This is a genomic window from Roseibium sp. ROS1, from assembly GCF_054658215.1.
Genome location: NZ_BAAGIG010000003.1, coordinates 862,364 through 886,363, shown reverse-complemented (window position 1 = coordinate 886,363; position 24,000 = coordinate 862,364). Strand labels below are relative to the sequence as shown.

Sequence of the window (24,000 nt, the reverse complement as noted above, 5' to 3'; positions counted from 1 at the left end):
TCAGGAGCCCGGCATTACTCCGAAAGCACCCGCTGTGTCGGGAAGATGATTTCCACCAGGGTGCCCTGATCCGGCGTGGAATCGATATGGAAGCTGGCCCGGTTGGCTTCCACCAGTGCCTTGGTCAGCGGCAGGCCAAGCCCGGTTCCACCGCCGCGGCTGGAGGTATGCAGCTGCCGGAACGGTTCAAGCGCCGCAGCCAGTTGCTTGGCTGTCATGCCGGTGCCGGTATCGCGAACCCGCAGCGCGACTTCGCCGTTGCTTTCCAGCGCCGTCGACAGGATCACCTGCCCACCGGACTTGTTGTATTTGATCGCGTTGGACAGAAGGTTCAGCACGATCTGGCGCAGAGACCGCGGGTCAGCCACGACATCGGGCACGGATTCCGGCAGGCTGGCACGGATGATGACACGCTCTCGGTTGGCCTGCGGCTGCATCAGGGCAACGCATTCGTTGATGACGTCGTTGGTCGAGACTGCGGAGAACTTCAGATCCAGCTTGCCCGCCTCGATCTTGGACAGGTCCAGGAGATCGTTGATCAGGCTCATGATGTGCGAGCCGGATGTGCGGATATCCTTGAGATAATCCTTGTAGCGGTCATTGCCGATCGGGCCGAAGCGCTCTTCCATCATGACTTCCGAAAAGCCGATGATCGCGTTCAGGGGGGTGCGGATTTCATGGCTGATCTTGGCCAGGAAATCGGACTTCTGAGAGCTGGCGTTTTCAGCCTGGCGCTTGGCCTGGGTCAGCTCTTCTTCTGCCGTCTTCCATTGGGTGATGTCGCGCAGCACCGCACAGTATTTGACGTCGTCCTTGTTGCCGCTGATCCGGCCGATGGTCATGAACAGCGGGATGAGCCCGCCGGTCGGAACCTTGCCGAGCACTTCGCGGCCATCGTTCAGGATCGAGGCAACGCCGTTGCGCGACAATCCGTCCAGATAGTCGGCCGCCGCCCGGTGGCTTTCGGGTGCCAGGAAATCCGTGAAGGGCGCTCCGATCATGTCGGACCGGTTGGCGCTGAAGAGCGCCTCCGCGGAGCCGTTCACTTTCAGGATCGTGCCGTTCTGATCAAGCACGAGAACGCCGTCGGTCGCCGTTTCCAGAATGGTGTCCATCTCGGCGATCTGGTTGCGCGCGCTATCAAGTTCCGAGCGGACTTCCGCAAAGAAGTTCGGCGAAGACGGAGCAGCGGTCGCAGGTGCCGGCTTGGCCTTGCGTTCGGTGATGGAAATCATCAGACCGCGCGTGCCGTTCCACGGAACGGAATGCATATGAGCGTCGACGTTGAGGACACCGCCATCCGACAGGCGCATCTTCATGGTCTCGTCGACTTCACCATCCATGCCTTCGGCGTCCGGCAGCTCTTCCGCATCGTCGATGAAAAGGGCTTCCAACCCGCCAGCCTCGGAGAGCGCGGTGATCGACTTGTAGCCAAGCATGCTCAGCAGCGCCTTGTTGGCGTAGAGAACTTCCCGGTCATGGGCAATGGCGATGCCGATGGGCAGGCGGTCCAGGAGGCTCGGGTCGATAGGGCCGGCTTCCGGAACTTCGGGCGGCAGCTCTTCGACCGGTTCCACCGGATCGGGCGCATCGAAATCTTCAAGGTCGCCCTCCAGCCGTGCTCCAAGGGCTTCGGCGATCTTGCGGAAGGCCTGACGTTCGGGCCGGGAAAGACCGGAGGTATCCACCGGAACAACGCGCGGTTTCACCGTTGCCAGCGGGATGACCTGGCCTGTCGGTTTCGGTTCGGCCGGCTCATCGGCGTCGGCGGTTTCGGCAGCCTTGTCCTCGCTCTCGAAGGCAGCGGTTTCTTCGAAGAACTCGCGCTCTTCAGCCGCATCGTCCGTTTCCAATGACGGAGCCACGGCTTCGATCTCGCGGTCTTCCTCCTCAACGAGATCGAAATGGGTGTCTTCAAAGGCAGGCTCGGGCTCGAACAGATCTTCGTCGCCAGCCGAAGCCTCATCGGTTCCCGTTTGCTGGTCCTCGTCACTTTCGGCAGTTGCGACGGCTGTGGACGACATGTCGTCGTCTTCCGGGGCCGTGGGGTCTTCTTCTTCCTCAAAGAGGTCGCGAGACTTCTTTTCCGCCTCTTTGTAAGCCTTGGCGAGCGACTTGACCGCGCTTTCGATTTCAGCCGGTTTCAGCGCCGCTGGCCCGGAGATACCGGTTGGTTCGGCACTCGCTGGAGTGGGCACTGCAACAGCTGTAGTGGTGTCCCCTGTCTCTTCACCGGTCAGCTCGTCGCTCGCAGCATCGGTTTCGCGGTCGGCGTTCGCTTCGTTTTCGTCTTCGTCTGCCAGTTCAGTGTCGTCATCATCGATGGCGGTGTCTTCGCTTGCTGTGTCGCTGACCTCGTCTTCAGGGTCTTCATCATCAGCTACTACATCGGCGTCATCGACGACTGTTTCCGGCGCATCGTCCGTTTCGTCGATTGCAGTTCCGGTGTCCTCAGCGCTTGCATTGTCCTCAGGAACGGTTTCATCGCTGCCGGAGACGGGCTGGTCTTCGCCAGTCTCCGGAACGTCGCTTTCCTCGGGAAGAGCTTCGTCTTCCGGTGCATCTTGCAGACCGGATTCCAGGGCCTTGAACTTGCTGTCGAGAGCTGCGCCGGGCAGATCGTCGAAATCCTTGTCGGCATCCGGGGCAACGTCCTCTGGAGACGTGTCGGTTTCAAGGTGTCGGGTATCCGCCTTGGCGGGTTCATCTGCCTTTACCGGCGGGTCTGCCGGGCGCTGCGGAGCCTTGCCGGTGAACTTTGCCAGGGACCCGACGAGAGCAGCCGCACTTGCGCCAAGAAAGGTCTTGCCCGCGAAAGAATCCGGTTTTGCCGGTTTCAATTCCGCAAGCTTGGCTGCCGCCTCCGCGGTTGCCTGCTGCTCTGCTGCCTCTGGTGAACCAGCTTCGTCGGTACCAGCCTCACCAGTCGATGTATCTGTTGTTTCATCACCTGTTTCAGAGCGGACGTTTTCAGGTCCGTTGTCATAGCCCACGGTGGCAATGTCGTCTTCCACCTCTGGCGCCACGGTCACGTCGGCAGCTTCGGCACCGGGCGCGCCTTCCTGCAGCGTTGCAGCGGCGTGGCTGGCTCCATCTTCCGCAAGTGTGTCGCGTCCGGTTTCGTCCCTGTCAGTGTCAATGTCAGTGTCGGATGCCCCGACAACGGCCAGCGTCGGGCCGGAGGGCTGGCTTCCATGCTCCGGCACGGCATCCGCGGTCCGGCAAACTCCGAAGCCGCGATAGCCTTCGAATTTACGGTTCCGGTCGAAGGCGGGCAGGGCGGCCATGTCGACAGGTACGCGCAAGTCCGCAGCGGAAACCGGCCAGTCGATTGTCTTTCCGCTCCAGGTGTCGCGTCGGTCGAGTGCCCGCGCAATATGGCCACGGGGATCGAGATCGAAAGCGTCGGACACTTCCTTCCAGGTCAGACCGATAATGTCGGTTGAGGAAGGGCCAAGAACTTCGGCAAACTCGTCGGACAGAAAGGTGAAGCGCTGGTCGATGTCCATCTTCCAGGCAAAGCGCACAGGTCTGCGCCGTGGCTGAAAGACAAAGCCGTCCCCACCTTCCGTCGCAGCGTCATCAGAGGTGTCTTCGGCCACGACTTTGGCGGTCGTCTCCTCAAGGACACTTTCCTCGAGGTCGAGTTCTTCGAGGCCGTCGTCCTCTTCAATCTCTTCCAGGTCGGACAACGCGGCTTCAAGGTCTGCCTCTCCGGCATCCATCGGGGAGATGTCGTCTGAGGTGACAACACCGGCGGCAATGGATTGCTCACTGGCAGCCAGGTCGTCGAGGTCTTCCTCAACAGGTTCTTCAACGGGTGGGGCAGGGGCGGCCTGCGTTGCGGCCATGTCGTCAGCGGGTTCAAACTCGTCTTCGTCGGCCCGTACCCAACCGGCGTCGTCCTCACCGGTCTGGGAAACTGTTTCCTCGTCCGCGGGCGAAGTGTCAGCGGCTACTGCAGCTCCGGCGGCAACGCCTGCGGCCAGCAGCCCAGCTTCAATTGCTGAGGCGTCCGCTTCTTGCGCGCTTTCAGAGCTGTCTTCCCCGGCTTCAGTGTCGGGATCAGCCAGAGGCAGGTTTTCCAGGACCACCAGCTTCTGGCGGTCCGTCACCTTCAGAACAACGCCCTCATGAAAGTCACCATCGAGTTCCAGAGGACCGAAAAGCGCCGTCTGTCCGTCCGGTAGGTCGAGGTCTTCCGGTGTTCCCTTCAGTTCGCCAAAACAGCCTTCCACCGAACCGGCATCCGTCACGAACACGGTGGCATCATCGGCACGCAACATCTGTGCAAAAGCCGGCACCGGGTCTTTCGTCATGGACAGACCCTTGTCACCGCACACAATCAGGGCCGCGGCTTCACCGTTGTCCAGCTCGATACGCATGCACTGACAGGTCAGCAGCATGACCCTGAGACCCCGGTAAAACCGCAGCCGGTCGATGCTGAACTTGTCTGTAGGGCCGGATTCGGCAATGCGGGCGATATGCGGACGGGCGGGTGAGCGCTCGAGCGACGTCAGGTTGGCCAGGTCGGCTACGGACTGTGCGGAAAAAAAGGAAGCACCGGCAGCGTTCGCCCATAGAATACGCGCCCCGTCGGCCGACCAGAGCCAGGCTGCCCTTTTGTCGGCGACAAGCTGAACCAGATCATCCATGGCAGTCAGTTCCAGGAATGATAGGGTTTGTTCGTCCATGGCTCTGCTCCAAACTGGTCTGCAACACCGGTTGACGGGTGCGTGGCGGCCGGATTTGCCCAAAGTGGTAAACACTCCGTTAATACAAGCAATCTCCAACACAGTCCACGTAAAGCAAGGTTGCTAAAGGGGTTACATGAAGGCGTGGTTAATCCGACCGGACAAGTTTGCCGGAATGCCATCGTCGTGTTACGAATTTTTGGCATGGAAGGATTTCAGGATACCTGCCTGACATCTTTCGTCGACCTGAGGAGCGCCGACATGAGCACAGACAAGACCGGTTTTGAAATTCCCGACCAGATGCGCGATTTCGCGGAAAAGAGCGTCGACCAGGCCCGCAAGGCCTTTGACGACTTCATGGGCGCGACCCACAAGGCTGTCAGCAATGCGGAAGACAGCGCGAATGCGGTTCAGGCCGGTGCTGCGGATGTGAACAAGAAGGCGCTGAACTATGCCGAAGAGCATGTCGATGCGGCTTTCAAGTTTGCGCAGGAACTGGTCAAGGCGCAAAATGTCGAGGACATGATGAAGCTGCAGCAGGACTATCTGCGCCGGCAGATGGAATCCCTCGGCGAACAGGCGCGCGAGTTTTCCAACTCGGCGACGAAGGCCGTTCAGGACGCGGCCAAGGCCACCCAGAAAAAATAATCCGGCCGGCATTTTTCCTTGCGCAGGGCGCCAGAGCCCCGCGCAAGGTGTCACAAGTGTTTCATTGAATATTTCCTGCTTTGGTTGTAATGTTTTTCCGGTCCTGATTGCCTGTTTTCGTCTTCCCTTGTCCAGCCAATGGCTTACCGACAAAGGGCTGCAGTCCGCTCCGCTTTTTGCAGAACGGAACCGACGAAACACCAGAAATCCCCGACGGCAAGTTTGTTGTGCAGTGCAAAAAAATGTTGCAATGCAGCACGGCATGCACTATGTAGTGTTTGCGGATGACGACAGGGTCCGCCGGCACACGTATCGGCGGAATGAACTTGCACCAATGATCGCATCCGGACTCAAGGAGATGAGATCATGACTGACACCACAACCACTGCTCCGGCAAAGCCGGCGCCGAAAGCTCGCACCACCAAAGCCAAAACCGCTGCTGCTGGTGTAGCTTTCCCTGACTTCGAGGCTTTTGCTATGCCGAAAATGGAAGTTCCGGCCATGTTCCGTGAAGCAACCGAAAAAGGCATCGAGAACGCTCGCGAAGCCTATGCAAAAGTGAAAAACGCTGCTGAAGACGCAACCGACCTGATGGAAGACACTTTCGAGACTTCCCGCCAGGGCGTTGTCGAATTCAACCACAAGGCCGTTGATGCTGCCAAAGCCAACGCCGACGCAACTTTCACTTTCGTGAAGGACATCATGTCTGCGAAGAGCCTGGCTGAAGCTATCGAGCTGCAGTCCACGTTTGCTCGCCAGCAGTTTGACGCTCTGAGCGCCCAGTCCAAGGAAATGCACGAACTGGCTACCAAGCTCGGTACCGACGTTTCCGCACCGGTCAAGGAAGCGTTCGAGAAGTCCTTCAAGGACATCAAGGTCAACTAATCCGGCATCCTGCCGTCCGCAGTCACCTGATTGCGGTTCGGCAGGGCCATGCCGATGACATCGGCAAACGGTTGTTATGCCCGGGGCAACGCTCCGGGCATTTGCTTTTCAACAGCTCGAAAATTTCCGCAAATTCCCGCTTGCGGGTTGGAAAAAACGAGTTTAGAAGACGCCCTTGCAAATGGCGGCACGGGTCAGTATGGTCCGCGTCACCTCACGCCTTTAAGCAGACGTAGCTCAGTTGGTTAGAGCGTCGGATTGTGGCTCCGAAGGTCGGTGGTTCGAATCCACTCGTCTGTACCATTTCCCTCTTCATTCGTTTTGAAACAGAATTTGGTCCCGCGCAGGGCTCCCTTGCGGCCGGCGACATGATTTTCTGTATTGGGTATGCCGCAGCCGGATTGTCCGAAGCTGTTGAGACATAATCCTTCACCATCAAATTCAGAACCGCCGGTAGGTAGACTGTAACCGGGCAGCAATCTCTGTTGTCTGCAAGCCGATCTCCAATGGAGCACACAGGCTGTCCTTGACCTACAGGGACGGGTTCTCGGATTTGACAACAAGAAACGGATAGTTCGGCTCGGCCCGATCATGACACCTGTCGCTCGGACCCTGGCTTTTGCCGGGTCCAATGACAGACAGGAGAAAACGTCATGGAACTCGAAAACAAGTCGATCATCATCACCGGGGCAAGCAGCGGGATCGGGGCTGCAGCAGCGAGCCTTTTTGCGGCCGAAGGAGCGAACGTCATCCTCGGTGCCAGGCGTTCCGCGGAACTTGAGGCTGTTGCGTCCAAAATCCGTGAAGCCGGCGGCACCGCCGTTTTCCTGGAGGGGGACGTCAAGGACGAAGGTTATGCCGCGGCACTGGTCGACCTCGCGTTGAAGGAGTTCGGGCGATTGGACGGTGCCTTCAACAATGCAGGCATTGTCGGTGCCATGGAGCCAGTCCCGGACATGGGTATCGGCAACTGGAACGAGGTCCTGACTGTCAACCTGACGGCGGCGTTTCTGGCCGCAAAAGCGCAGATACCGGTCATGAAGGAAACCGGCGGTGGCTCGATCGTCTTCACATCGTCATTTGTTGGTTTCAGCAACGCGGGCATGCCTGGCATGGGCGCTTACGCGGCTTCCAAGGCCGGTCTCAACGGCTTGGTGCAATCACTTGCCTCCGACCACGCCGCTGAGGGTATTCGGGCTCATGCCTTGATGCCGGGTGGCACAATTACACCGGCCGGCGGCGAAGGAAATCCGGACGTCTTGGCGTTCATTGCAGGTTTGCACCCCATGAAACGCATGGCCGACGCAAGGGAGATCGCACAGGCAGCGCTTTTCCTGCTGTCCGACCGCGCAAGTTTCATGACGGGCAGTCCGACGATTGTCGATGGCGGCATGTCCATTCGGCTGACCTGACCGGACGCTTTGCCACAAGGCGGAGCGCCGCCTTGTGGCAAATCCCGGACCGCCTGTTTCAGGCAACAGCGCCTTTGCAACAGACTTGAACGGAGCCTCCGCTCCGTCCCTTGCCTTGAAATTCAAATATGCCAGCAGCTCGGAAAACGGGTCGCTGAAGATCCCGATTTGAAGGTAAGGACCGGAGTGCACGGTCGTGAAGCCGGTGACAGGATTGGCGAAGTTGACGACAACAATTTCGGGAAGACGCACCAATGGAAGCCTTGAACGACAATCAGACCAAGCTGCCCCTGGCAGAGGACCCTCGATGGGCGCGCATAGCAGCCCGTGACAAGACCGCAGACGGCCAGTTCTGGTATTCGGTGTCGACGACCGGTGTCTATTGTCGCCCGTCGTGCCCTTCGCGCCTGGCCAATCCGAAAAACGTACAGCTTCACACCACGCTCGAAAGTGCCCGGGCGACCGGTTTCAGGGCGTGCAAGCGCTGCAAGCCGGAAGGCTTGCCTGCCGGTGCGGAGAATGCAGCAATTGTCGCAAAGGCCTGCCGCATCATTGAAGGCAGCGAAGAAGAGCCGTCACTGGATGATCTTGCTCGCTCCGTCGGTCGTAGCCCCAGCTACTTTCACCGGGTGTTCAAGGCGGCGACCGGGCTTACGCCAAAAGACTATGCGTCAGCGCATCGGGCCAACAGGGTCCGTGATGGACTTGGTTCCGGCATAACGGTGACCGAGGCAATCTATGACGCAGGCTTCAATTCCAGCGGACGGTTCTATGAAAAATCCACCGGGATGCTGGGTATGACACCCACGCAATACCGTGCCGGCGGAGCCGACGAGGAGATCAGGTTCGCGGTTGGCCAGACGACGCTTGGTGCCATTCTGGTCGCGTCCGGCAAGAAAGGCGTTGTGTCGATTCTTCTCGGAAGTGACCCGGGGGACTTGGTCCGGGATCTGCAGGACCGGTTTCCCAAGGCAACACTGCTTGGGGCGGATCGCGACTATGAAGGTCTGGTGGCCCGGGTGGTGGGCTTCGTCGAATGTCCAAAGATCGGTCTGGACCTGCCTTTGGATGTCCGCGGAACCGTCTTTCAACAACGGGTATGGCAAGCTCTTCAGGAAATCCCTGCCGGAGAAACGGTCTCCTATGCCGAGATTGCCCGGCGTATCAAGGCACCCAAGGCATCACGGGCTGTTGCCCGGGCTTGTGCTGCCAACAAGCTCGCAGTTGCAATTCCCTGCCACCGTGTGGTTCGAACCAGCGGTGCACTTTCCGGCTACGCATGGGGTGTGGAGCGCAAGCGCGATCTCATCGAGAGGGAGAAACGGGCATGAGAAAGCTTATCGCCAACGAGGATCGTCCGGATGCTTTGGCGACCTCTTTAGAGGCTCGGGTTGCCGGTTATGATTGGGCTGCGATCCACGAAGAGCTGAACGGTTTCGGCTGTGCCACGCTGCCTCAGCTCTTGTCGCCCGGGGAATGTCGTGCCCTTTCGTCACTTTATGCCGAGGAAGAACATTTCCGAAGCCATGTCGTCATGGCGCGGCACGGCTTCGGCAAGGGGGAATACAGCTATTTCAAATATCCGCTGCCGGATATTCTGGCTGGATTGCGGACCGCCCTTTATCCCCGCTTCGCCGGTCTTGCCAACACGTGGAACGAGGCCATGGGCTTCGATCAACGATTTCCGGTCACCCATGACGCGTATTTGGAGCAATGCCACAAGGCGGGCCAGGTCCGGCCGACCCCTTTGTTGCTGCAGTATGGCGCAGGCGACTTCAACTGCCTTCACCAGGATCTGTACGGCGATCTGGTGTTTCCGATTCAGGTCGCGATTCTGCTATCGGAACCGGGCAAGGATTTCTCGGGAGGCGAGTTCTGCATGACCGAACAACGCCCGCGCATGCAGAGCCGCGTTGAGGTTGTCAGCCTGCGCCAGGGGGATGCCGTGGCCTTTGCCGTTCACAACCGGCCTGTCCAGGGAACGAGAGGTAATTACCGCGTGAACCTGCGCCACGGCGTGAGCCGCGTGCGCTCCGGCACGAGACACACCGCAGGGATCATCTTCCACGACGCGAAATAGACACCTGCTCCGTGCTTGGCGAGCCGTCTTGAACTTTGATGGTACCCGGCAGCAGGTTGATAGCTGCCGAAGCGCGATCATGTCTTCCTGAAAGACTTGATGAGCAGGACAATGGCGCTGCAGCCGAGAAGGACGCCGGCGATGAAACACATCAATGGAGCCAGCAGGCCAAAGTCCGCCTTGAGCGCCTCGTAATTCTGGTTGCCGTACTTGAAGAGGGCGGACGTCATCCAGAGGAACAGTATTGCTGTGATCAGGCGGCCGTAGTTCATCCGTGCCCTATCGGTGTTTTGAATGGGAACGGAGTAACCCTTTTTCCGTTAAAGGTAAGTGTCGTTTCTCGGATAAAGTGTAGGCTGGGCTACAGGCAGAAGATACCAGGGCGCTGATACGGTGAACGGATGGTCGGTTGGTTCTCCCAAGAAATCAGGTCTTTCTGACGGTTCACGGCCCGGGGGGCCGTTGTGTGTCATGCGGGACTCTGTCTGAATGAGAGCACCTGATCTCTAAGGAGCATGCAATGTCCTATCACGATGCCCCCGGCCTTGGCCGCCGTCTGGTCCGTTTGCCCGGCCAGTTGCTTCTGGCGCTCGTGAATGCGACGGCGCTGCTTGTCATTGCAGCCTGCGTGCTGTCGCTCCTTGTGTTGAACAGGGTCGATACAGCGGGCGAACGTATCGCCGGCAATGTGACAGAAGCCGCGCTCGCCCGGTTGCAGGTCTCTCCGGGCGAATTCAAGTCCCGGATCGAAGCGCTCGACGGCAAGATCACCACGCTTGCTGCGCAACTCTCTGATCCCGACCTAAGGGATCATTGGGAAGTGGCGCAGCAACTGAAGGAACTCAATCGGAACCTTGCCGACATCAGGCTGGCGGCCGTTGGTCTGAGCGCTGCCGGTCCGGAAATCACCGACACCGCTTTCGAACAGGCCGGCGACATGCTGACCGGTGCGCTCTACACCTTGCGGGGGTGCGAGACGGCGGTAGAGGACAGCGAGCCTTCGAGCTGAGCATGTTTCTTTTCGCCTAGGCCTGAAACACATCCGCCCATTCAGGGTGCTTGCGCCGCTGCGCATTCACATAAGGACACAGCGGCACGATCTTCACCTGCTTGCGACGGGCGTCATCAACAAGCCTTTCCACCAGTGCCTTGCCAACCCCCATGCCACGCATGCTGTCCGGCACACCGGTGTGATCGGCAATGATCAGGTGTTCGTTGACAATGGAGAAGGTCAGTTCGGCCGGCTCGGTGATCCCTTCTACCATCGCCACATAGCGGCCTTTGCTGCCATCCTGTTCCAGGGTGATGTCGGGGGAAGTTGTCTCTACCATTGTCGGTCTCCTGAAGTGGATGAAAGCAATTGCTCTGATCCTGTGTTCAATCTGTCTGTTCGTTTCCAGGGAAGTACATGGGGATGGGGCGGGAACAATCCCGCCCCAATTCGTGTCAGGCTGCCAGGTCGAACAGCAGGAATTCGGCATTCTCACTGGCTGTCAGCGAGATTGCGCCTGTCTGAAGCAGGCCGAGACCGTCGCCTGCGGAAAGCGGCTGGTCGTTGACGCTGATCTTGCCTTTCACCAGTTGCAGCCAGACCTTCCTGCCAGGGCGGATGTCGAAGGCCAGGCTGCGATCCGCGGACAGAAGCGACGCGTAGAGATCGACATCCTGATGAATGGTAACGGATCCGTCCCGCCCGTCGCGCGATCCGATCAGGCGCAGCGCATCGCGGCGGCCGTCTTCCGGAAAGGCCTTCTGCTCGTAGCTTGGCGAGATTCCGTCAGCTTCCGGAACGATCCAGATCTGCAGGAAGTGGACCGGATCCGTGTCCGAGTGATTGTATTCGCTGTGACGGACACCGGTGCCGGCGCTCATGCGCTGCAGTTCTCCCGGCCGGATGACTGAGCCCGTACCGAGCGAATCCTTGTGTTCCAGACCACCGGAAACGACATAGGAGATAATCTCCATGTTCTGGTGCGGGTGGGTCGGGAAGCCGGCGCTGGGGGCGACACGGTCCTCGTTAATCACCCGCAGGGCACCGAAACCGATGTGGTTCGGGTCAAAATAGGACCCGAAGGAGAACGTGTGCTTGCTCTTCAACCAGCCGAAATCGGCATCGCCGCGAGCATCCGAAGGACGGAGTATCTGGTTCATGGTTCAATCCTTTCCCAATCTCTGGCACGGGAATGTCCGTGCGCTGTTGGACCTAAGATTGCCATTGGGGGATTGTTTTACAATTCTGCCAAATTTGGACAATTAGTCATCGATTTTTGAACAATTCCCTATTGAACGGCCTTGGGAGCTTCGGTCCGGGTCCGGTTTCGTTCGGCGATCTGTTTCGATACGCCGCCGTTCACTGTTGTGGGCTTTCCGGAAGGATCGAAAGCGGACTTGAATGTGAAGGCCGCAGGCGTGGAGCCCGCGTCGCCCAGGCGCTCGAAGCGGTCGACCGCTTCCACCCAGTCCGGTTGATGGCCTTCCGGCACCCACCACAGGGCATAGGCGGGGTAAGCGTGGTCTTCCCGCATGAAGTCCGGGCCCTTTTTCAGGATCTCGGCGTGCGGCCCTCGGTAGACGGCGGCAAGCGCTGATTCCAGGTCTTGCCAAAGCGAGATGGTGGAGGGTGCCCAGCCGTCGCCATTGTCCTGCCAGTACCTGGGAAAAACCTGCTCGCCCCAGCTGTCCGGTCCCGGTTCGTCTTCGTAGCCGGAGCGGGCGACGAAACCCTCGGCTCGCTCCATCGCAGCCCACACAAGCGGCTCGGCCTGGTGAAAGGGTTCCACAACCGGGTGGTCCGCCCGCGTACGGAATTGGCCGAATGTATAGAGCGCAAGCCAGTGACCGTTCATGCTTCCTCGCCGCTGAATGACACCCGGCAGAGACTGGCTGCAATTCACCCGTGTCGCAAGAGGTTGCAAGCGTCGCAAAACAGATAGTCCACGCATGCGGCTGGAAAAATTCGCGCAGCTGGTCTAAGCGCTGGAAGAAGACTTTGGTGGCCGGCATGAGCCCGGCACCGGCAACGAGGATAATCGCGTGGAAGATCTCAGCCTTTTCTCCCTTGGCCTTCTGGCTGTTGCGCTGCTGGCAACCGGGCTTGTGGCCGGGATCATTGCAGGCCTGCTCGGTGTCGGTGGCGGCATCGTCATCGTGCCGGTGCTCTATTACATGTTCACCGCCCTGAAGATCGACCCGTCCGTTCTGATGCATGTGGCCGTGGGAACGTCGCTCGCAACCATTCTGGCGACCGGCACGTCGTCGGCGCGCGCCCACTACAATCGGGGCAGCGTCGACATGGATCTCCTGAAACGCTGGTGGTGGGCGATCGCTCTTGGCGTCATCGCCGGGGGAACGCTCGCGGGGAACATTTCGGGTGGCGCACTGACGCTGGTCTTCGGGATTGTCGCTCTGGCCGTGTCGGCCAACATGATGTTCCGCAAGGATGGCTCCCATCTGGCCGACAAGCTTCCCGGGTCTCCGATCAAGGAAACGCTGGGTTTCCTGATTGGCGGCATCTCGGTGATGATGGGCATTGGCGGTGGAACGCTCGGCGTTCCGACATTGACCCTTTTCAATTATCCGATCCGCAAGGCGGTTGGCACCGCGGCGGCCATCGGCCTCATCATTGCCGTTCCGGGCACCCTGCTGTCGATCTTCTTCGGCTGGGGCGAGGAGGGGCGCCCGCCGTTCTCGCTCGGGTATGTCAACCTGATCGGCTTCTTCCTGATCATTCCGGCCAGCACCCTTGCTGCACCTTGGGGCGCGAAAATCGCCCATGCCATCGATCCGTCGAAGCTGAAGCTCGTGTTCGCGCTGTTCCTCGGTTTTACCGGCCTGCGCATGATCTACGGCGTCGTGTTCTGACCCGTGGCCTGGTCCCGGCTACAGGATCGCTGATGGGTAAATCAAAAGGTTTCATTGGTTCTGAGGCGATTTATCAGCAATACTGACCTTTCTTTGCGGGGGCTGCCCGCCGCCTGACACTCTTGGACAGACATGTTGAACAAAAATGTGACCCTCAGCCTGCAAGGCTGCGTGCGGGGCGCCACGATGTGCATTCCGGTTTCACCGGGCATCATCGCGCTTGGACTGGTCTTCGGAACGGTCGCCGCGCAAAAGGGGCTGACCTTCCTCGAAACGATCATGATCAACTCGCTGGTCTTCGCCGGCGCCAGCCAGTTTGTCGCGATGGAAGTCTACAGCGATCCGCTCAATTATGCTCTCGTTGTGGCGATGATCGGGGTTACCGCTGCCGTCAACATGCGCATGCTGCTGATCGGCGCGAGCCTGCGGCCCTGGCTTGGCCAGGTGCCGGCCTGGCAGACCTATCCTTCCCTGTTTCTGCTGACGGACCTCAACTGGTTGCTGGCCTTGTCGGAATACGACAAGGGCACGCGCGACTGGGGGATCTATCTCGGCAGCGGTCTTTTCACCTGGTCGGTCTGGTCGCTTTCCGTCGTTCCGGGCTATTTCGCAGGCAGTCTCGTGTCGGACCCGAAGGTCTATGGCCTCGATGTGGTTCTGCCGGCTTTCTTCGCTGCACTGCTCGTGCCGCTCTGGAAGGGCAAGCGCCAGACAGTCAGCTGGCTGTTCGCCGGCGGTATCGCCGCGCTGACCTGGTATCTGGTCGGTGGCTACTGGAGCATTTTCACCGGTGCCATCGCCGGTGCTTTCGCGGGGGCCTATCTCGATGACTGAGGGAGCATTCACCGCCGACCCGATCTTCGTCCTGGCCGTGCTTGGCATGACGGCGGTCACCTATGCCCTGAGGGCGGGTGGATACTGGGTCATGGGCCGGCTGCCCATCACGCCGCGGGTGCGGCGGGGGCTGGAGGCCTTGCCGGGCGCGATCATCGTTTCCACCATTCTGCCTATCGTGTTGAAGGGCGGGCTGGCCGTGGCGCTGTGCCTTGTCGTTGCTGCAGCGGCGCAGGTGACCCTGCGCAAGGAATATGTCGCCGTCTTCTGTGCAGCCGGAGCCGCGGCAGCCCTCAGGGCTGCCGGACTGTAGGCTACTGGCGGTTCAGGATTTTCCGAACCTGTCCGGCGGTTTCGTCGACATTGCTGCCCGCGTCGATTTCCACCCAGTTCATCTGGCCGATGTCGTAGCCAAGCTGGGTATCGACAACGTCAGCGTTTGCGTCCGAGGCATCGTCCCCGCGCGCGGAGACCCGGGCTTTCAGGATGTTTGCCGGCGCAGTCAGCCACAGGCCGCAGAAACCGCATTCAACATTATTCGCGATGGCCTCGATACGGTCCCGTTCGCTCTCGGCGGCAAAAACCGCATCGAAGATTGCCGAGTGACCCGCTGCGAGGACGGTCTGAATGGTGTCGTCCAGCGCGTGGTAGACCTTCTGGGACGCCTCCAGCGTATAGGCTTCCGCCGGCGCCTTTTCCGTTTCTTCAATGCCCAGCAGGCGCTTTCGCATCACGTCCGTGCGCAGCACGCGCGCGCCGGGTGCCCGGCCGATGCCGGGGGCAATTTCGTAAGCAAGCGTGGTCTTGCCGGTGCCGGAAAGTCCTCCGATGGCAACCAGTTGCGGGCGTGAGGGATCCAGAAAGTCCACTGCGTGGCGGAAATAGGCCTGGGCCTGGTCGCGCTCACGTTGTTTCTGGTTCGGGTCCGATTGGTTGAGAGCGGAGCTGGCCGCGATCTTGGAGCGGATCGCCGCGCGCATCATCAGGTAGAAGGGCAGGGCTGCCAGGCCCTCCGAATGCGTGTCCAGGCGGCTCTTGTCCATGTAGCGGTTGAACACCCGGTTGGCCGCACGCTGTTGACCCCGGTCCCACAGGTCCATCAGCAGGAAGGCGAGATCGTAAAGAACGTCGCCGGTAGCAATCGCATCTGAAAATTCAACCGCATCGAACAGGACCGGGGTGTCATCAACCATGACGATGTTGCGAAGGTGGGCGTCGCCGTGGCAACGACGGACAAGACCCTGTTCGCCCCGGCGCAAGATCAGCTCGTGCAGAGCCGACAAGACAGTGCGGGAAGTCTCGGTCAGATGCCGGACCGCCTCGGCTTCGAACAGATCGGGGTGCTCGCGAAAGGCGGCGTCGTTCTGCTCCACATAGCTTGCAAGCTCCGCGTAGAAGCCGTTGCCCTGCCGCAGTGGCGCGGCGTCATGAGCAGTCACCATCATGTCCGCCAGACTGTCCGTCAGGGTGTCCGGAAGCGGGCTGGTTCCAGCGACGGAGTCCAGTTCGTGCTGTCGCTCGAACCGGTTCATTTCAACTGCCCATTCGATGGGCTCTCCAGTGCCGCCAAGATCCAGCGTGCCATCTGCCTCCCGCGTCACAGGCAAGGCCTGCCGGTAGATCTGAGGTGCGTTCGGCTGGTTGTAGGTTATTTCCGCCTTGCAGGCTTCTTCGCGCAAGGGCAACGTCGAATAGTCGAGAAAGGGAAACTTGACCGACCGTTTGACCTTGTAGGCCTTGCTGCCCACCAGAAAGACGATATTGGCATGGGTGTCGATCCGCTTCACCTCGGGCCGCGCCGGATCGTCGGACGGAAGGCTGCCGAGGAACTCGAGCGCCTGGTTCTGGGTTTCGGCCTGATCCATCTTCCGTCCCTTTTGCTGACACATGGCAATACATGCCTCACATGCAAACCACCCGGTTTGATCCTTCTCAATGTGAGGTGCCCCGGATGTGGCACAAATAAACCGGATTGTCAGTAAAGGAGGGCCCCATGAGCGACTATCCGGCTTTGAAGAAGATCAGGTTGAACCTGGCCAGAACCAAGGATTTTCCGCAAGGTTCAGCGAACCACGGTTATGAATTCACCGCTCCGCTAGACGAAACCGGCCATATCGACGCCGGTCTTTGGAAGAAGCAGCGCGACCATTGCCGTGTGCGGCGATTCTGGGGCGCCGAGGAAGAGGAAGTCGGCCACCTCATCCACCGTCCGGGTGGCTCCTGGGCTTTCCATTACGATATCGACGGCGAGGACGACGACGAGGCGGGCTACCGTTTCGGCGCTCATGCCTTTAACCCGGGTGAATACGTCTCCATCAAGGACGAGGATGGCGAGATGCACACCTTCCAGGTGGTGACGGTTCAGTCGATCTGAGATCAGCTTCCCATAACAAGACATAACAACGAATGGGGGCAGGGGTGCCGGGAAACCGGTGCCCCTTTTTGTTTGCAGCGCCGATGCTTACCGGCAAGGCCTACCATGACATGAGGCCCTTCCTTCGAGACAGCACTTGGCGCTTCCTCAGGATGAGGACTGTGTGTTGCACAATCAGGCGGCCTTACAACACATTCAACCTCATCCTGAGGAGCGCGTTTGTGCGCGCCTCGAAGGATGGGCTACAAGTCCGTTGTCGGAGATATATTATTCTAAACCGGAATGACCCCATTGCCAATTAATCTGATTTTCGCCTCTAACAGGCGGGATTTTCATACGCTATAGAATGAACAGATCATCTTTCTCGTAAGGACCCGGAACATGGACCAGAAGACCGGCGGTGAATTGTTGGTGGAGGCGCTGGAGCGCCACGGGGCGGAGCGTGTGTTCTGTGTGCCCGGCGAAAGTTACCTTGCCGTGCTCGATGCTCTTTACGATGCGTCGATCCCGGTCACGGTCTGCCGCCAGGAAGGCGGGGCTGCAATGATGGCCGATGCCTGGGGCAAGCTCACCGGCAAGCCGGGCATCTGCATGGTGACCCGCGGTCCCGGGGCCACCAACGCTTCTGCCGGTGTCCACGTGGCGGCGCAGGATTCCACGCCGATGATCCTGTTCATCGGACAGATCGAGCGTGGCATGCGCGAGCGTGAAGCGTTCCAGGAAATCGACTACCGCCAAATGTTCGGTGGCATCGCCAAATGGGTTGCGGAGATCGATCACGCGGATCGCGTACCGGAGTTCATTTCGCGCGCCTACCATGTTGCCACGTCCGGCCGTCCGGGACCGGTGGTTCTGGCGCTTCCGGAAGATATGCTGGTCGAAAAGGCGGATGCCCCGCAGCCGCCTGCGTGGACCCAGGTCGAAACGCATCCTGGCCTCACCCAGATGGCGGACCTGCAGAAGCGCCTTTGGGCGGCCGAGCGGCCGATCGCCATTCTGGGCGGAAGCCGCTGGTCGGAAGAGGCCGTCGCCGGCTTTACCCGCTTTGCCGAGCGTTTCGACCTGCCGGTTGCCTGCTCGTTCCGCCGCCAGATGCTGTTCGACAACCTGCATACGAACTATGCCGGCGATGTCGGCATCGGCATCAATCCGAAGCTGCTGGCACGGGTCAAGTCCTCCGATCTGATCCTGCTTGTCGGTGGCCGCTTGTCGGAAATGCCGAGCCAGTCCTATTCGCTGCTCGACATTCCCTCGCCCACGCAGCAACTGGTTCATGTCCATCCGGACGCCGAGGAACTCGGCCGGGTCTACCGGCCGGCGCAGGCTATTCATGCCAGCCCGACTGCCTTCTGCAAGGCGGCCGAAGGCCTTCAGCCGCCGTCCGAACTGAAAGGCGCAGGCGAAGCGGCCAAGGCCCACCAGGATTATCTGGACTGGTCTGGTGCCCGGCCACAGGTTCCCGGCAACCTCCAGATGGCCGGTGTCATGGAATGGCTGGAAGCCAACCTGCCGGAAGATGCGGTCTGCACCAATGGGGCCGGCAACTACGCCACCTGGCTGCACCGCTTCCACCGGTTCCGTCGCTACGCCACCCAGGCAGCTCCGACGAGCGGCTCCATGGGGTATGGCCTGCCTGCAGCCGTTTCCGCCAAGCTTGCCTTTCCGGAGCGCGAAGTCGTCTGTTTTGCAGGCGATGGCTGCCTGCAGATGACCATGCAGGAGTTTGGCACCGCCTGTCAGGACGGCGCCAACATCATCGTGCTTGTGATCGACAACGGCATGTACGGCACCATCCGCATGCATCAGGAACGCACCTATCCCGGTCGCCCGTCGGCAACCAAGCTGGTCAATCCGGATTTCGCAGCGCTTGCCCGCAGCTATGGTGCCTTCGGTGAGACGGTCGAGACGACAGACGCTTTCGGTCCTGCATACGAACGTGCCCGTGCCGCCGGCACACCCGCAATCCTGCATCTGAAGCTGGACCCGGAAGCCATCACCCCGGCCGCCAGCCTCAGCCAGATCCGCGCGGCGGCGCAGGGAAAGTAACAGCCCAGCCTTGAACGAAAAAAGCACGCCCGTTACCCGGGCGTGCTTTTTCATTTATAGGGGCTTTCGATGCCTACCTCAGCACCTGCGGCAGCCACAGGGTGATGATCGGAAAACAGACCAGCAGGATTACGCGCAGGATCTCGGCACAGAAGAACGGCGCAACGCCCTTGAAAGTCTCGATCATCGGCGTTTCCCGATCGAGCGAGGAGATGACGAAGACATTCATGCCAACCGGTGGGGTGATCAGGCCGAGTTCGACCACGATCAGGGCGAGTACGCCGAACCAGATCTTCAGGTCCTCCGTGCTCATGCCGAAGCCAGCCCCTTCCGCTCCCTGGTAGATGCCACCGTTGATCTCGACCAGAACCGGCCAGAAGAACGGGATCACCAGCAGGATCATCGACAGGCTGTCCATCAGGCAGCCGAGCAGGATGAGCGCGATCAGCAGCAGGATCAGCACCGTCATCGGTTCGAGCCCGGAATTGGCGATCCAGGAAGCGGTTTCCTGAGGCAGGCCAACGCGGGACATGAAGATCTTGAGGAGTTCCGCTCCAAGGATGATCAGATAGATCATGCCTGAAGTGGACGCGGTTTCCTTGAGCGCCTGAATGAAGTCGTGCCCGGACAGCTTGCGCTGCAACAGCCCGAACAGCAGGACCAGAAAAACGCCGACGGCGGCTGCCGGTGTCGGGTTGAAGAACCCGAAATAGATGCCGCCGATGACCAGCCCGAAGATGATCAGCACCGGGATCATGCCGGCAGTCGCCTCCAGGAATTCCTTGCGGTCGGCAACACCTCCCTTGGGCCCGGCTTCCGGCTTGATGGTGACATAGAGGGCGATGGTCAGAAGGAAGAGAACCACTGCCAGCAGGCCTGGCAGGAACGCCGCCATGAACATGGTGACGATGTTTGCTTCCACGATGATGGCATAGATGATCAGGACGACCGAGGGCGGGATCAGGATGCCGAGCACGCCGCCCGCGGCGAGCGTTCCCGTCGCCAACGCACCGGAATAATTGTAGCGCTTGAGTTCCGGCAGGGCGACCTTGCCCATGGTGGAGGCGGTTGCAAGCGACGAGCCACAGACCGCACCGAACCCGGCGCAGCCGGCGATGGCCGCCATGGCCGTGCCGCCGCGCAGCCAGCCGAGCCAGGCATTCGCCCCCCGGAACAAAGCCTGGCTCAGGCCGGTCTTCGAGGCGATCGCCCCCATCAGGACGAACATCGGCACGACGGAAAGGTCGTAGATGGAGAACTGGCCGTAGGCGAGGGTCTTCAGCTGGCTGAGGACGAGGGCGGGGCCGTTCAGCATCATGGTGCCGACACCGCCTACAAGGATCATCGCATAGGCAATGGGCATGCGGATCGCGATCAGGGCGATCAGCACCACGAGAGCGCCAAGCCCGAGGACAAGTGCGTCCGTCATTCTAGTGGTGTCCTCTCGACAGCGCGGTCATGTCCTGCAGCAGCGTGACCAGCGCGGCCAGTGCCAGCAGCGCAAGCGATATCAGGATCGGCACGAAGGCCATCCAGTGCGGGATCTGCAGGATGGTGGTTGTGTAGTCGTAGTCCTTCTGGTCCAGCATGCCGTAATACATGCGCCAGATCAGCAGCAGCGCGAACACAAGGGCAACCAGTGACCCGAGCAGGGTGAAGAAGGCAATCACCCGTCTGGACGCGCCGGCGGTGAAGATGTCTGCCGAGACGTTTGCACCGACCAACTGGCAATAGGGCAGGAACGCGAAGACCGCGATGGCCACGCCCATTTCGGTCAGTTCGAAATCGCCCGGAAACGGTGTGCCGAAAACCGAGCCGATGATCGACAGCATGTTGACAGCGACGACCAGTAACAGCACGCCGCCGCCAAGGAGGGCCCAGAGCGTTATCAGGCGGCTGGCAGCCCCGGTGAACCCGGAGCTGCTGGCTTTGAGAGTGTTCGACATCAGTTGGCCGAGTGGCTGGCCACCGCTGCGCGGGCCTTTTCAACCAGCGCGGCACCGTCGATACCCTTTGCGGAGACTTCCTCGACCCAGCGGTCGGCAACGGGGGCTAGCGCCTGACGGAAAGCTTCGGTCTCTTCCTCGGTCAAGGTGATGTGCGTGTTGCCCGCCTTGGTGGCCAGACCGATCCCGAAATCATCCGATGCAGCCCAGATTTCGCCAACCTTCACGATCCACTCGGGACCGGAAGCATCACGAAAGGCCTTCTGAATGTCTTCCGGCAGACCATTCCAGCGTTCCTGGTTCATGGAAACCTGGAAGGTGGTGGTGCCGAAACGCTCCTTGTCGACGCCTTCGATCTGGTATTCTGTCTGCTCCTGGATCTTCAGCGGCGGAATGATTTCCCACGGAATGAACGCGCCGTCGATAACACCCTTCTGCAGCGCAGGCGGCAGTTCCGGAACCGGCATGGCGACCGGCGAAGCGCCGAGTGCCTCGATCACCCAGGCACCGGTACGGGTCGGGATGCGGATCTTCTTGCCGGCGAGGTCTGCCGGGGAGTGAACTTCCGTGTCGCGCATGTGAATGGCCTGGCCGGCATGCACATGCAGGAACATTACTTCAACGCCCTTGTACTCGTCCTTCAGGTCCGTTTCGTACAGATCCATCAGCGCCTGGTTTGTGGCCGCCGGATCGTTGGTGTGAATGCCGGGAAGTTCGAACACCTCGGTGCGCGGGAAGAGGCCAGGCGTATAGCCGTTCACGGTCCAGACCAGATCGACCACGCCGTCACGCACCTGGTTGATCAGTTCGGGCGGACGGCCGCCAAGCGTCATGGCCGGATAGATTTCGATATGGACCTTGCCACCGGAATTTTCTTCCACCTGCTTGGCCCACGGCACCAGCATCTGCGTGTGCGCAGGGGCTTTCTCGCCCAGGAAGTGGTGCAGCTTGAATTCGTAATCGGCAGCGCTTGCGGACGATGCGCCGGCGGCGATCATGGCAGCGGCCAGAAACGCGTTCTTGAGAATGCTCATGTTGTCTCCTCCCATCGGAAGCTCTTGTCGACTCCCGGTCTATAACTTGCTGGCCAACCTTCAATGTGTGCGATCGTGGAACGCCCTTCAACGAAGTCGGAAGACCTTTCAGGCGCACCTCTTGCAGATTTGCAGCCAGCAGGGAACGTAGCTCCGCGATCATCTTCACTAATTAGTTTGGTAATGTAAAATGAGATAATAGCCATTATACTTTCCAATTTTGGAAAGAAAATTCCTTGTTCCCATAGCCGTTTTTTATCGTCTAGGGTGCGCGTCAAAGCAGATGCGAAGGCGGCGGTTCGCGGAGGGGCTCCTCTCCCGCAAGAGCCTGAATTGCCTCGCAATTTCTGCATTCTGCATCCAAAAGGAACATGGGAGGACGGCATGGCCGACAGGATGGACAGCACCACGATTACCGCGGGTGGAGCGGTGTTCGGCAAGTTGAAGGCGCTCGGTGTCGACTATGTCTTCGCAAATTCCGGCACAGATTTTCCACCGATCATCGAGGGACTGATCGAGGCAACACAGAACGGGCTCGACCTTCCGGTGCCGATCACGGTGCCGCACGAACATGTTGCCGTCGGTATGGCACACGGCTTTTACCAGATTTCAGGCAGGATCCAGTCGGTCATGCTGCACACCAACGTGGGGCTCTCCAACGGCATTACCGGCGCCATCAACGCCTGGTGCGATCAGATCCCCGTACTGATGATGTCCGGTCGCACGCCGGTGATGGAAGCCGGCCGCTTTGGCGCGCGCACGGTGCCGATCGGCTGGGGACAGGAAATGTTCGACCAGACCGCGCTGATCCGCGAAGTCACCAAATGGGACTACGAGCTGCGTTTTCCCGAGCAGATCGCGGATCTCTTCGACCGGGGCTGGGCGATTGCCAATTCGACGCCCAAGGGCCCCGTCTATCTCAGCCTGCCGCGTGAAGTTCTGTGCGAGCAAACTCCGCCGGACGGCCTTGATACCCCGTCGAAACAGGCACCGGTCATCGCAGCGCCGGATCCCTCGTCCCTGAAACGGGCAGCAGACCTGCTGGCGCAGGCCAAAAGCCCGCTGATCATCAGTCAGCGAGGAGCCGGATCGGAAGAAGCCTTTGCAGCCCTCGGACGGTTCCTGACGGACTGGGCCCTGCCGCTGTCGCATTATTGGGCAAACCAGCTTTCCGTGCCCCTGTCGCATCCGATGCAGGTCGGTGCGTCGCCGGAAGCCCTGCTTGCCGAGGCGGACGTGGTGCTGGTGATGAACTCTCTGGCACCCTGGTGGCCGGACAAGGTCGCCCTTCGCGATGATGTCACCGTGATCCAGCTCGGGCCGGATCCCCTGTTCACCCGCACGCCGATCCGTAACTTCCAGGCGGATGTGACCCTGGCAGGAGAAACCGCGCAAACGCTGCTGGCGCTGATTGCGGAAATGCAGAGCCGTCCGCGTGACGAAGCCGTTTTGAACGCCCGCAGACATCGTATTGCCGAACTGTCGTCCGCCAATCGTGCGGAGGTTGTCGCCCGGGCCAAGCGCGGCAATGCCGGCCCGATGAGCAAGGACTGGGTCAGTCTTTGCCTTGGCCGCGCCATCAAGGGGCGGAAGGCCACAATCTTCCATGAGCTTGGTTGTCCACTCGAGCCGCTCGACCTGGAGCAACCGAACAGCTACTTCCAGGAACCGCATTCCGGGGGGCTTGGATGGGGTCTCGCGGCGGCGCTTGGCGCACAGCTTGCCGACCGCGACCGGCTGGTCTTCGCAACCATCGGCGACGGCAGCTACATGTTTGCCAACCCGACGGCCTGCCACATGGTTGCCGAGGCGCATGAGTTGCCGGTGATCACGCTTGTGCTGAACAACGAGGAGTGGGGCGCGGTGCGTCACTCGGTGGTGGGCACTTACAAGGATGGTCTTGCCAGCAAGGCCAACGATGTGCCGCTGACGTCCCTTCGGCCAAGCCCGGATTTCACCAGAACCGCGGAGGCCAGCCGCGCCTACACCGAAACGGTGACGGAAGGCGACGCGCTGCCGGCAGCGCTGGAACGTGCCATCAAGGTGGCGACGGAGGAAAAGCGGCAAGTTCTGCTCAACATCGCCATCGCGCGGGCTTGAGGCGCGGGTTCAATTGATCGGAAGAATAAGAAAATCAAGGGACGATTATCTTGTTTTTCCGAAAGGAGCTCTTCGGACATGCCCCG

At 60.2% G+C, this 24,000-nt stretch carries 21 protein-coding genes and 1 tRNA gene; 13 read left to right on the top strand and 9 right to left on the bottom strand.

Features of this window, described 5'->3' with window-relative positions; genetic code table 11:
* Window positions 1-14: 14 nt before the first annotated feature.
* Entirely contained in the window at window positions 15-4,694 is a 4,680-nt protein-coding gene (locus ACYQ6M_RS20200; protein WP_460075223.1) for a PAS domain-containing sensor histidine kinase, read from the bottom strand.
* Between the two features lie 261 nt (window positions 4,695-4,955).
* Here ACYQ6M_RS20200 and ACYQ6M_RS20195 point away from each other — a divergent pair, with 261 nt between their 5' ends.
* The 6 genes from ACYQ6M_RS20195 to ACYQ6M_RS20170 all read left to right on the top strand — a co-directional run bounded on the left by ACYQ6M_RS20195 (window position 4,956) and on the right by ACYQ6M_RS20170 (window position 9,719).
* Entirely contained in the window at window positions 4,956-5,342 is a 387-nt protein-coding gene (locus ACYQ6M_RS20195) for a phasin (protein ID WP_031269792.1), read from the top strand.
* A 366-nt stretch (window positions 5,343-5,708) separates the two neighbouring features.
* Window positions 5,709-6,227 (top strand): phasin, encoded by a 519-nt coding sequence (locus ACYQ6M_RS20190; RefSeq protein ID WP_023002171.1) that lies wholly within the window; start codon window positions 5,709-5,711, stop codon window positions 6,225-6,227.
* A gap of 226 nt (window positions 6,228-6,453) precedes the next feature.
* Window positions 6,454-6,530: transfer RNA gene (locus ACYQ6M_RS20185), tRNA-His, on the top strand.
* Window positions 6,531-6,880: 350 nt separating this feature from the next.
* Window positions 6,881-7,639 (top strand): SDR family oxidoreductase, encoded by a 759-nt coding sequence (locus ACYQ6M_RS20180; RefSeq protein ID WP_460075220.1) that lies wholly within the window; start codon window positions 6,881-6,883, stop codon window positions 7,637-7,639.
* Window positions 7,640-7,893: 254 nt separating this feature from the next.
* The gene (gene ada / locus ACYQ6M_RS20175) at window positions 7,894-8,970 is read left to right on the top strand and encodes a bifunctional DNA-binding transcriptional regulator/O6-methylguanine-DNA methyltransferase Ada (protein WP_460075218.1); all 1,077 of its coding nucleotides are present in this window, start codon (window positions 7,894-7,896) and stop codon (window positions 8,968-8,970) included.
* Window positions 8,967-9,719, top strand: coding sequence for a 2OG-Fe(II) oxygenase (locus ACYQ6M_RS20170; RefSeq protein WP_460075216.1), 753 nt, complete (start codon window positions 8,967-8,969; stop codon window positions 9,717-9,719). Before ada ends, ACYQ6M_RS20170 begins: the two co-directional genes overlap by 4 nt.
* Window positions 9,720-9,796: 77 nt before the next feature.
* Here ACYQ6M_RS20170 and ACYQ6M_RS20165 read toward each other — a convergent pair whose 3' ends face one another.
* The gene (locus tag ACYQ6M_RS20165; protein ID WP_023002166.1) at window positions 9,797-9,991 is read right to left on the bottom strand and encodes a hypothetical protein; all 195 of its coding nucleotides are present in this window, start codon (window positions 9,989-9,991) and stop codon (window positions 9,797-9,799) included.
* 248 nt (window positions 9,992-10,239) lie between these two features.
* Here ACYQ6M_RS20165 and ACYQ6M_RS20160 point away from each other — a divergent pair, with 248 nt between their 5' ends.
* On the top strand, window positions 10,240-10,728 hold the full coding sequence (locus tag ACYQ6M_RS20160) for a hypothetical protein (RefSeq protein ID WP_077290796.1): 489 nt from the start codon (window positions 10,240-10,242) through the stop codon (window positions 10,726-10,728).
* A gap of 16 nt (window positions 10,729-10,744) precedes the next feature.
* Here the strand turns inward: ACYQ6M_RS20160 and ACYQ6M_RS20155 are convergent, their stop codons facing one another.
* From ACYQ6M_RS20155 to ACYQ6M_RS20145, 3 genes are all read right to left on the bottom strand, one after another.
* Complete coding sequence (locus ACYQ6M_RS20155; RefSeq protein WP_062490378.1) at window positions 10,745-11,050, bottom strand: GNAT family N-acetyltransferase; 306 nt, start codon at window positions 11,048-11,050, stop codon at window positions 10,745-10,747.
* A gap of 115 nt (window positions 11,051-11,165) precedes the next feature.
* A complete protein-coding gene (locus tag ACYQ6M_RS20150; protein ID WP_023002163.1) occupies window positions 11,166-11,870 on the bottom strand; it encodes a pirin family protein in 705 nt (234 codons plus the stop codon).
* Between the two features lie 128 nt (window positions 11,871-11,998).
* On the bottom strand, window positions 11,999-12,565 hold the full coding sequence (locus ACYQ6M_RS20145; RefSeq protein WP_460075213.1) for a DUF3291 domain-containing protein: 567 nt from the start codon (window positions 12,563-12,565) through the stop codon (window positions 11,999-12,001).
* A 187-nt stretch (window positions 12,566-12,752) separates the two neighbouring features.
* Between ACYQ6M_RS20145 and ACYQ6M_RS20140 the strand changes: the two genes are divergently transcribed.
* The 3 genes from ACYQ6M_RS20140 (at window position 12,753) to ACYQ6M_RS20130 (ending at window position 14,727) form a co-directional block, all read left to right on the top strand.
* Window positions 12,753-13,580, top strand: a complete 828-nt coding sequence (locus ACYQ6M_RS20140) for a sulfite exporter TauE/SafE family protein (protein ID WP_023002161.1) — start codon at window positions 12,753-12,755, stop codon at window positions 13,578-13,580.
* Window positions 13,581-13,712: 132 nt separating this feature from the next.
* Complete coding sequence (locus ACYQ6M_RS20135) at window positions 13,713-14,414, top strand: AzlC family ABC transporter permease (protein ID WP_023002160.1); 702 nt, start codon at window positions 13,713-13,715, stop codon at window positions 14,412-14,414.
* Window positions 14,407-14,727, top strand: a complete 321-nt coding sequence (locus ACYQ6M_RS20130; protein WP_023002159.1) for an AzlD family protein — start codon at window positions 14,407-14,409, stop codon at window positions 14,725-14,727. Before ACYQ6M_RS20135 ends, ACYQ6M_RS20130 begins: the two co-directional genes overlap by 8 nt.
* 1 nt (window position 14,728) lies before the next feature.
* Here ACYQ6M_RS20130 and ACYQ6M_RS20125 read toward each other — a convergent pair whose 3' ends face one another.
* Window positions 14,729-16,279: a bifunctional aminoglycoside phosphotransferase/ATP-binding protein gene (locus tag ACYQ6M_RS20125; protein ID WP_460075210.1), complete on the bottom strand. Its 1,551-nt coding sequence runs from the start codon at window positions 16,277-16,279 to the stop codon at window positions 14,729-14,731.
* 128 nt (window positions 16,280-16,407) lie between these two features.
* Here ACYQ6M_RS20125 and ACYQ6M_RS20120 point away from each other — a divergent pair, with 128 nt between their 5' ends.
* Together ACYQ6M_RS20120 and ACYQ6M_RS20115 are read left to right on the top strand one after the other, a co-directional pair.
* A complete protein-coding gene (locus ACYQ6M_RS20120) occupies window positions 16,408-16,788 on the top strand; it encodes a hypothetical protein (RefSeq protein WP_055657628.1) in 381 nt (126 codons plus the stop codon).
* A 381-nt stretch (window positions 16,789-17,169) separates the two neighbouring features.
* Window positions 17,170-18,834 carry a thiamine pyrophosphate-binding protein gene (locus ACYQ6M_RS20115; RefSeq protein WP_460075208.1) on the top strand — a complete coding sequence of 555 codons (1,665 nt, stop codon included), beginning with the start codon at window positions 17,170-17,172 and terminating at the stop codon, window positions 18,832-18,834.
* Between the two features lie 73 nt (window positions 18,835-18,907).
* On the opposite strand, the gene ACYQ6M_RS20110 is transcribed toward ACYQ6M_RS20115, so the two are convergent.
* The 3 genes from ACYQ6M_RS20110 to ACYQ6M_RS20100 are packed head-to-tail and all read right to left on the bottom strand — an operon-like array spanning window position 18,908 to window position 21,814.
* Window positions 18,908-20,263, bottom strand: coding sequence for a TRAP transporter large permease (locus ACYQ6M_RS20110; RefSeq protein WP_023002155.1), 1,356 nt, complete (start codon window positions 20,261-20,263; stop codon window positions 18,908-18,910).
* A 1-nt stretch (window position 20,264) separates the two neighbouring features.
* On the bottom strand, window positions 20,265-20,780 hold the full coding sequence (locus ACYQ6M_RS20105) for a TRAP transporter small permease (RefSeq protein WP_023002154.1): 516 nt from the start codon (window positions 20,778-20,780) through the stop codon (window positions 20,265-20,267).
* Complete coding sequence (locus ACYQ6M_RS20100; protein ID WP_168691351.1) at window positions 20,780-21,814, bottom strand: TRAP transporter substrate-binding protein; 1,035 nt, start codon at window positions 21,812-21,814, stop codon at window positions 20,780-20,782. Before ACYQ6M_RS20100 ends, ACYQ6M_RS20105 begins: the two co-directional genes overlap by 1 nt.
* A gap of 384 nt (window positions 21,815-22,198) precedes the next feature.
* Between ACYQ6M_RS20100 and ACYQ6M_RS20095 the strand changes: the two genes are divergently transcribed.
* The gene (locus ACYQ6M_RS20095) at window positions 22,199-23,914 is read left to right on the top strand and encodes a thiamine pyrophosphate-requiring protein (protein ID WP_289807318.1); all 1,716 of its coding nucleotides are present in this window, start codon (window positions 22,199-22,201) and stop codon (window positions 23,912-23,914) included.
* Window positions 23,915-24,000: the final 86 nt, after the last annotated feature.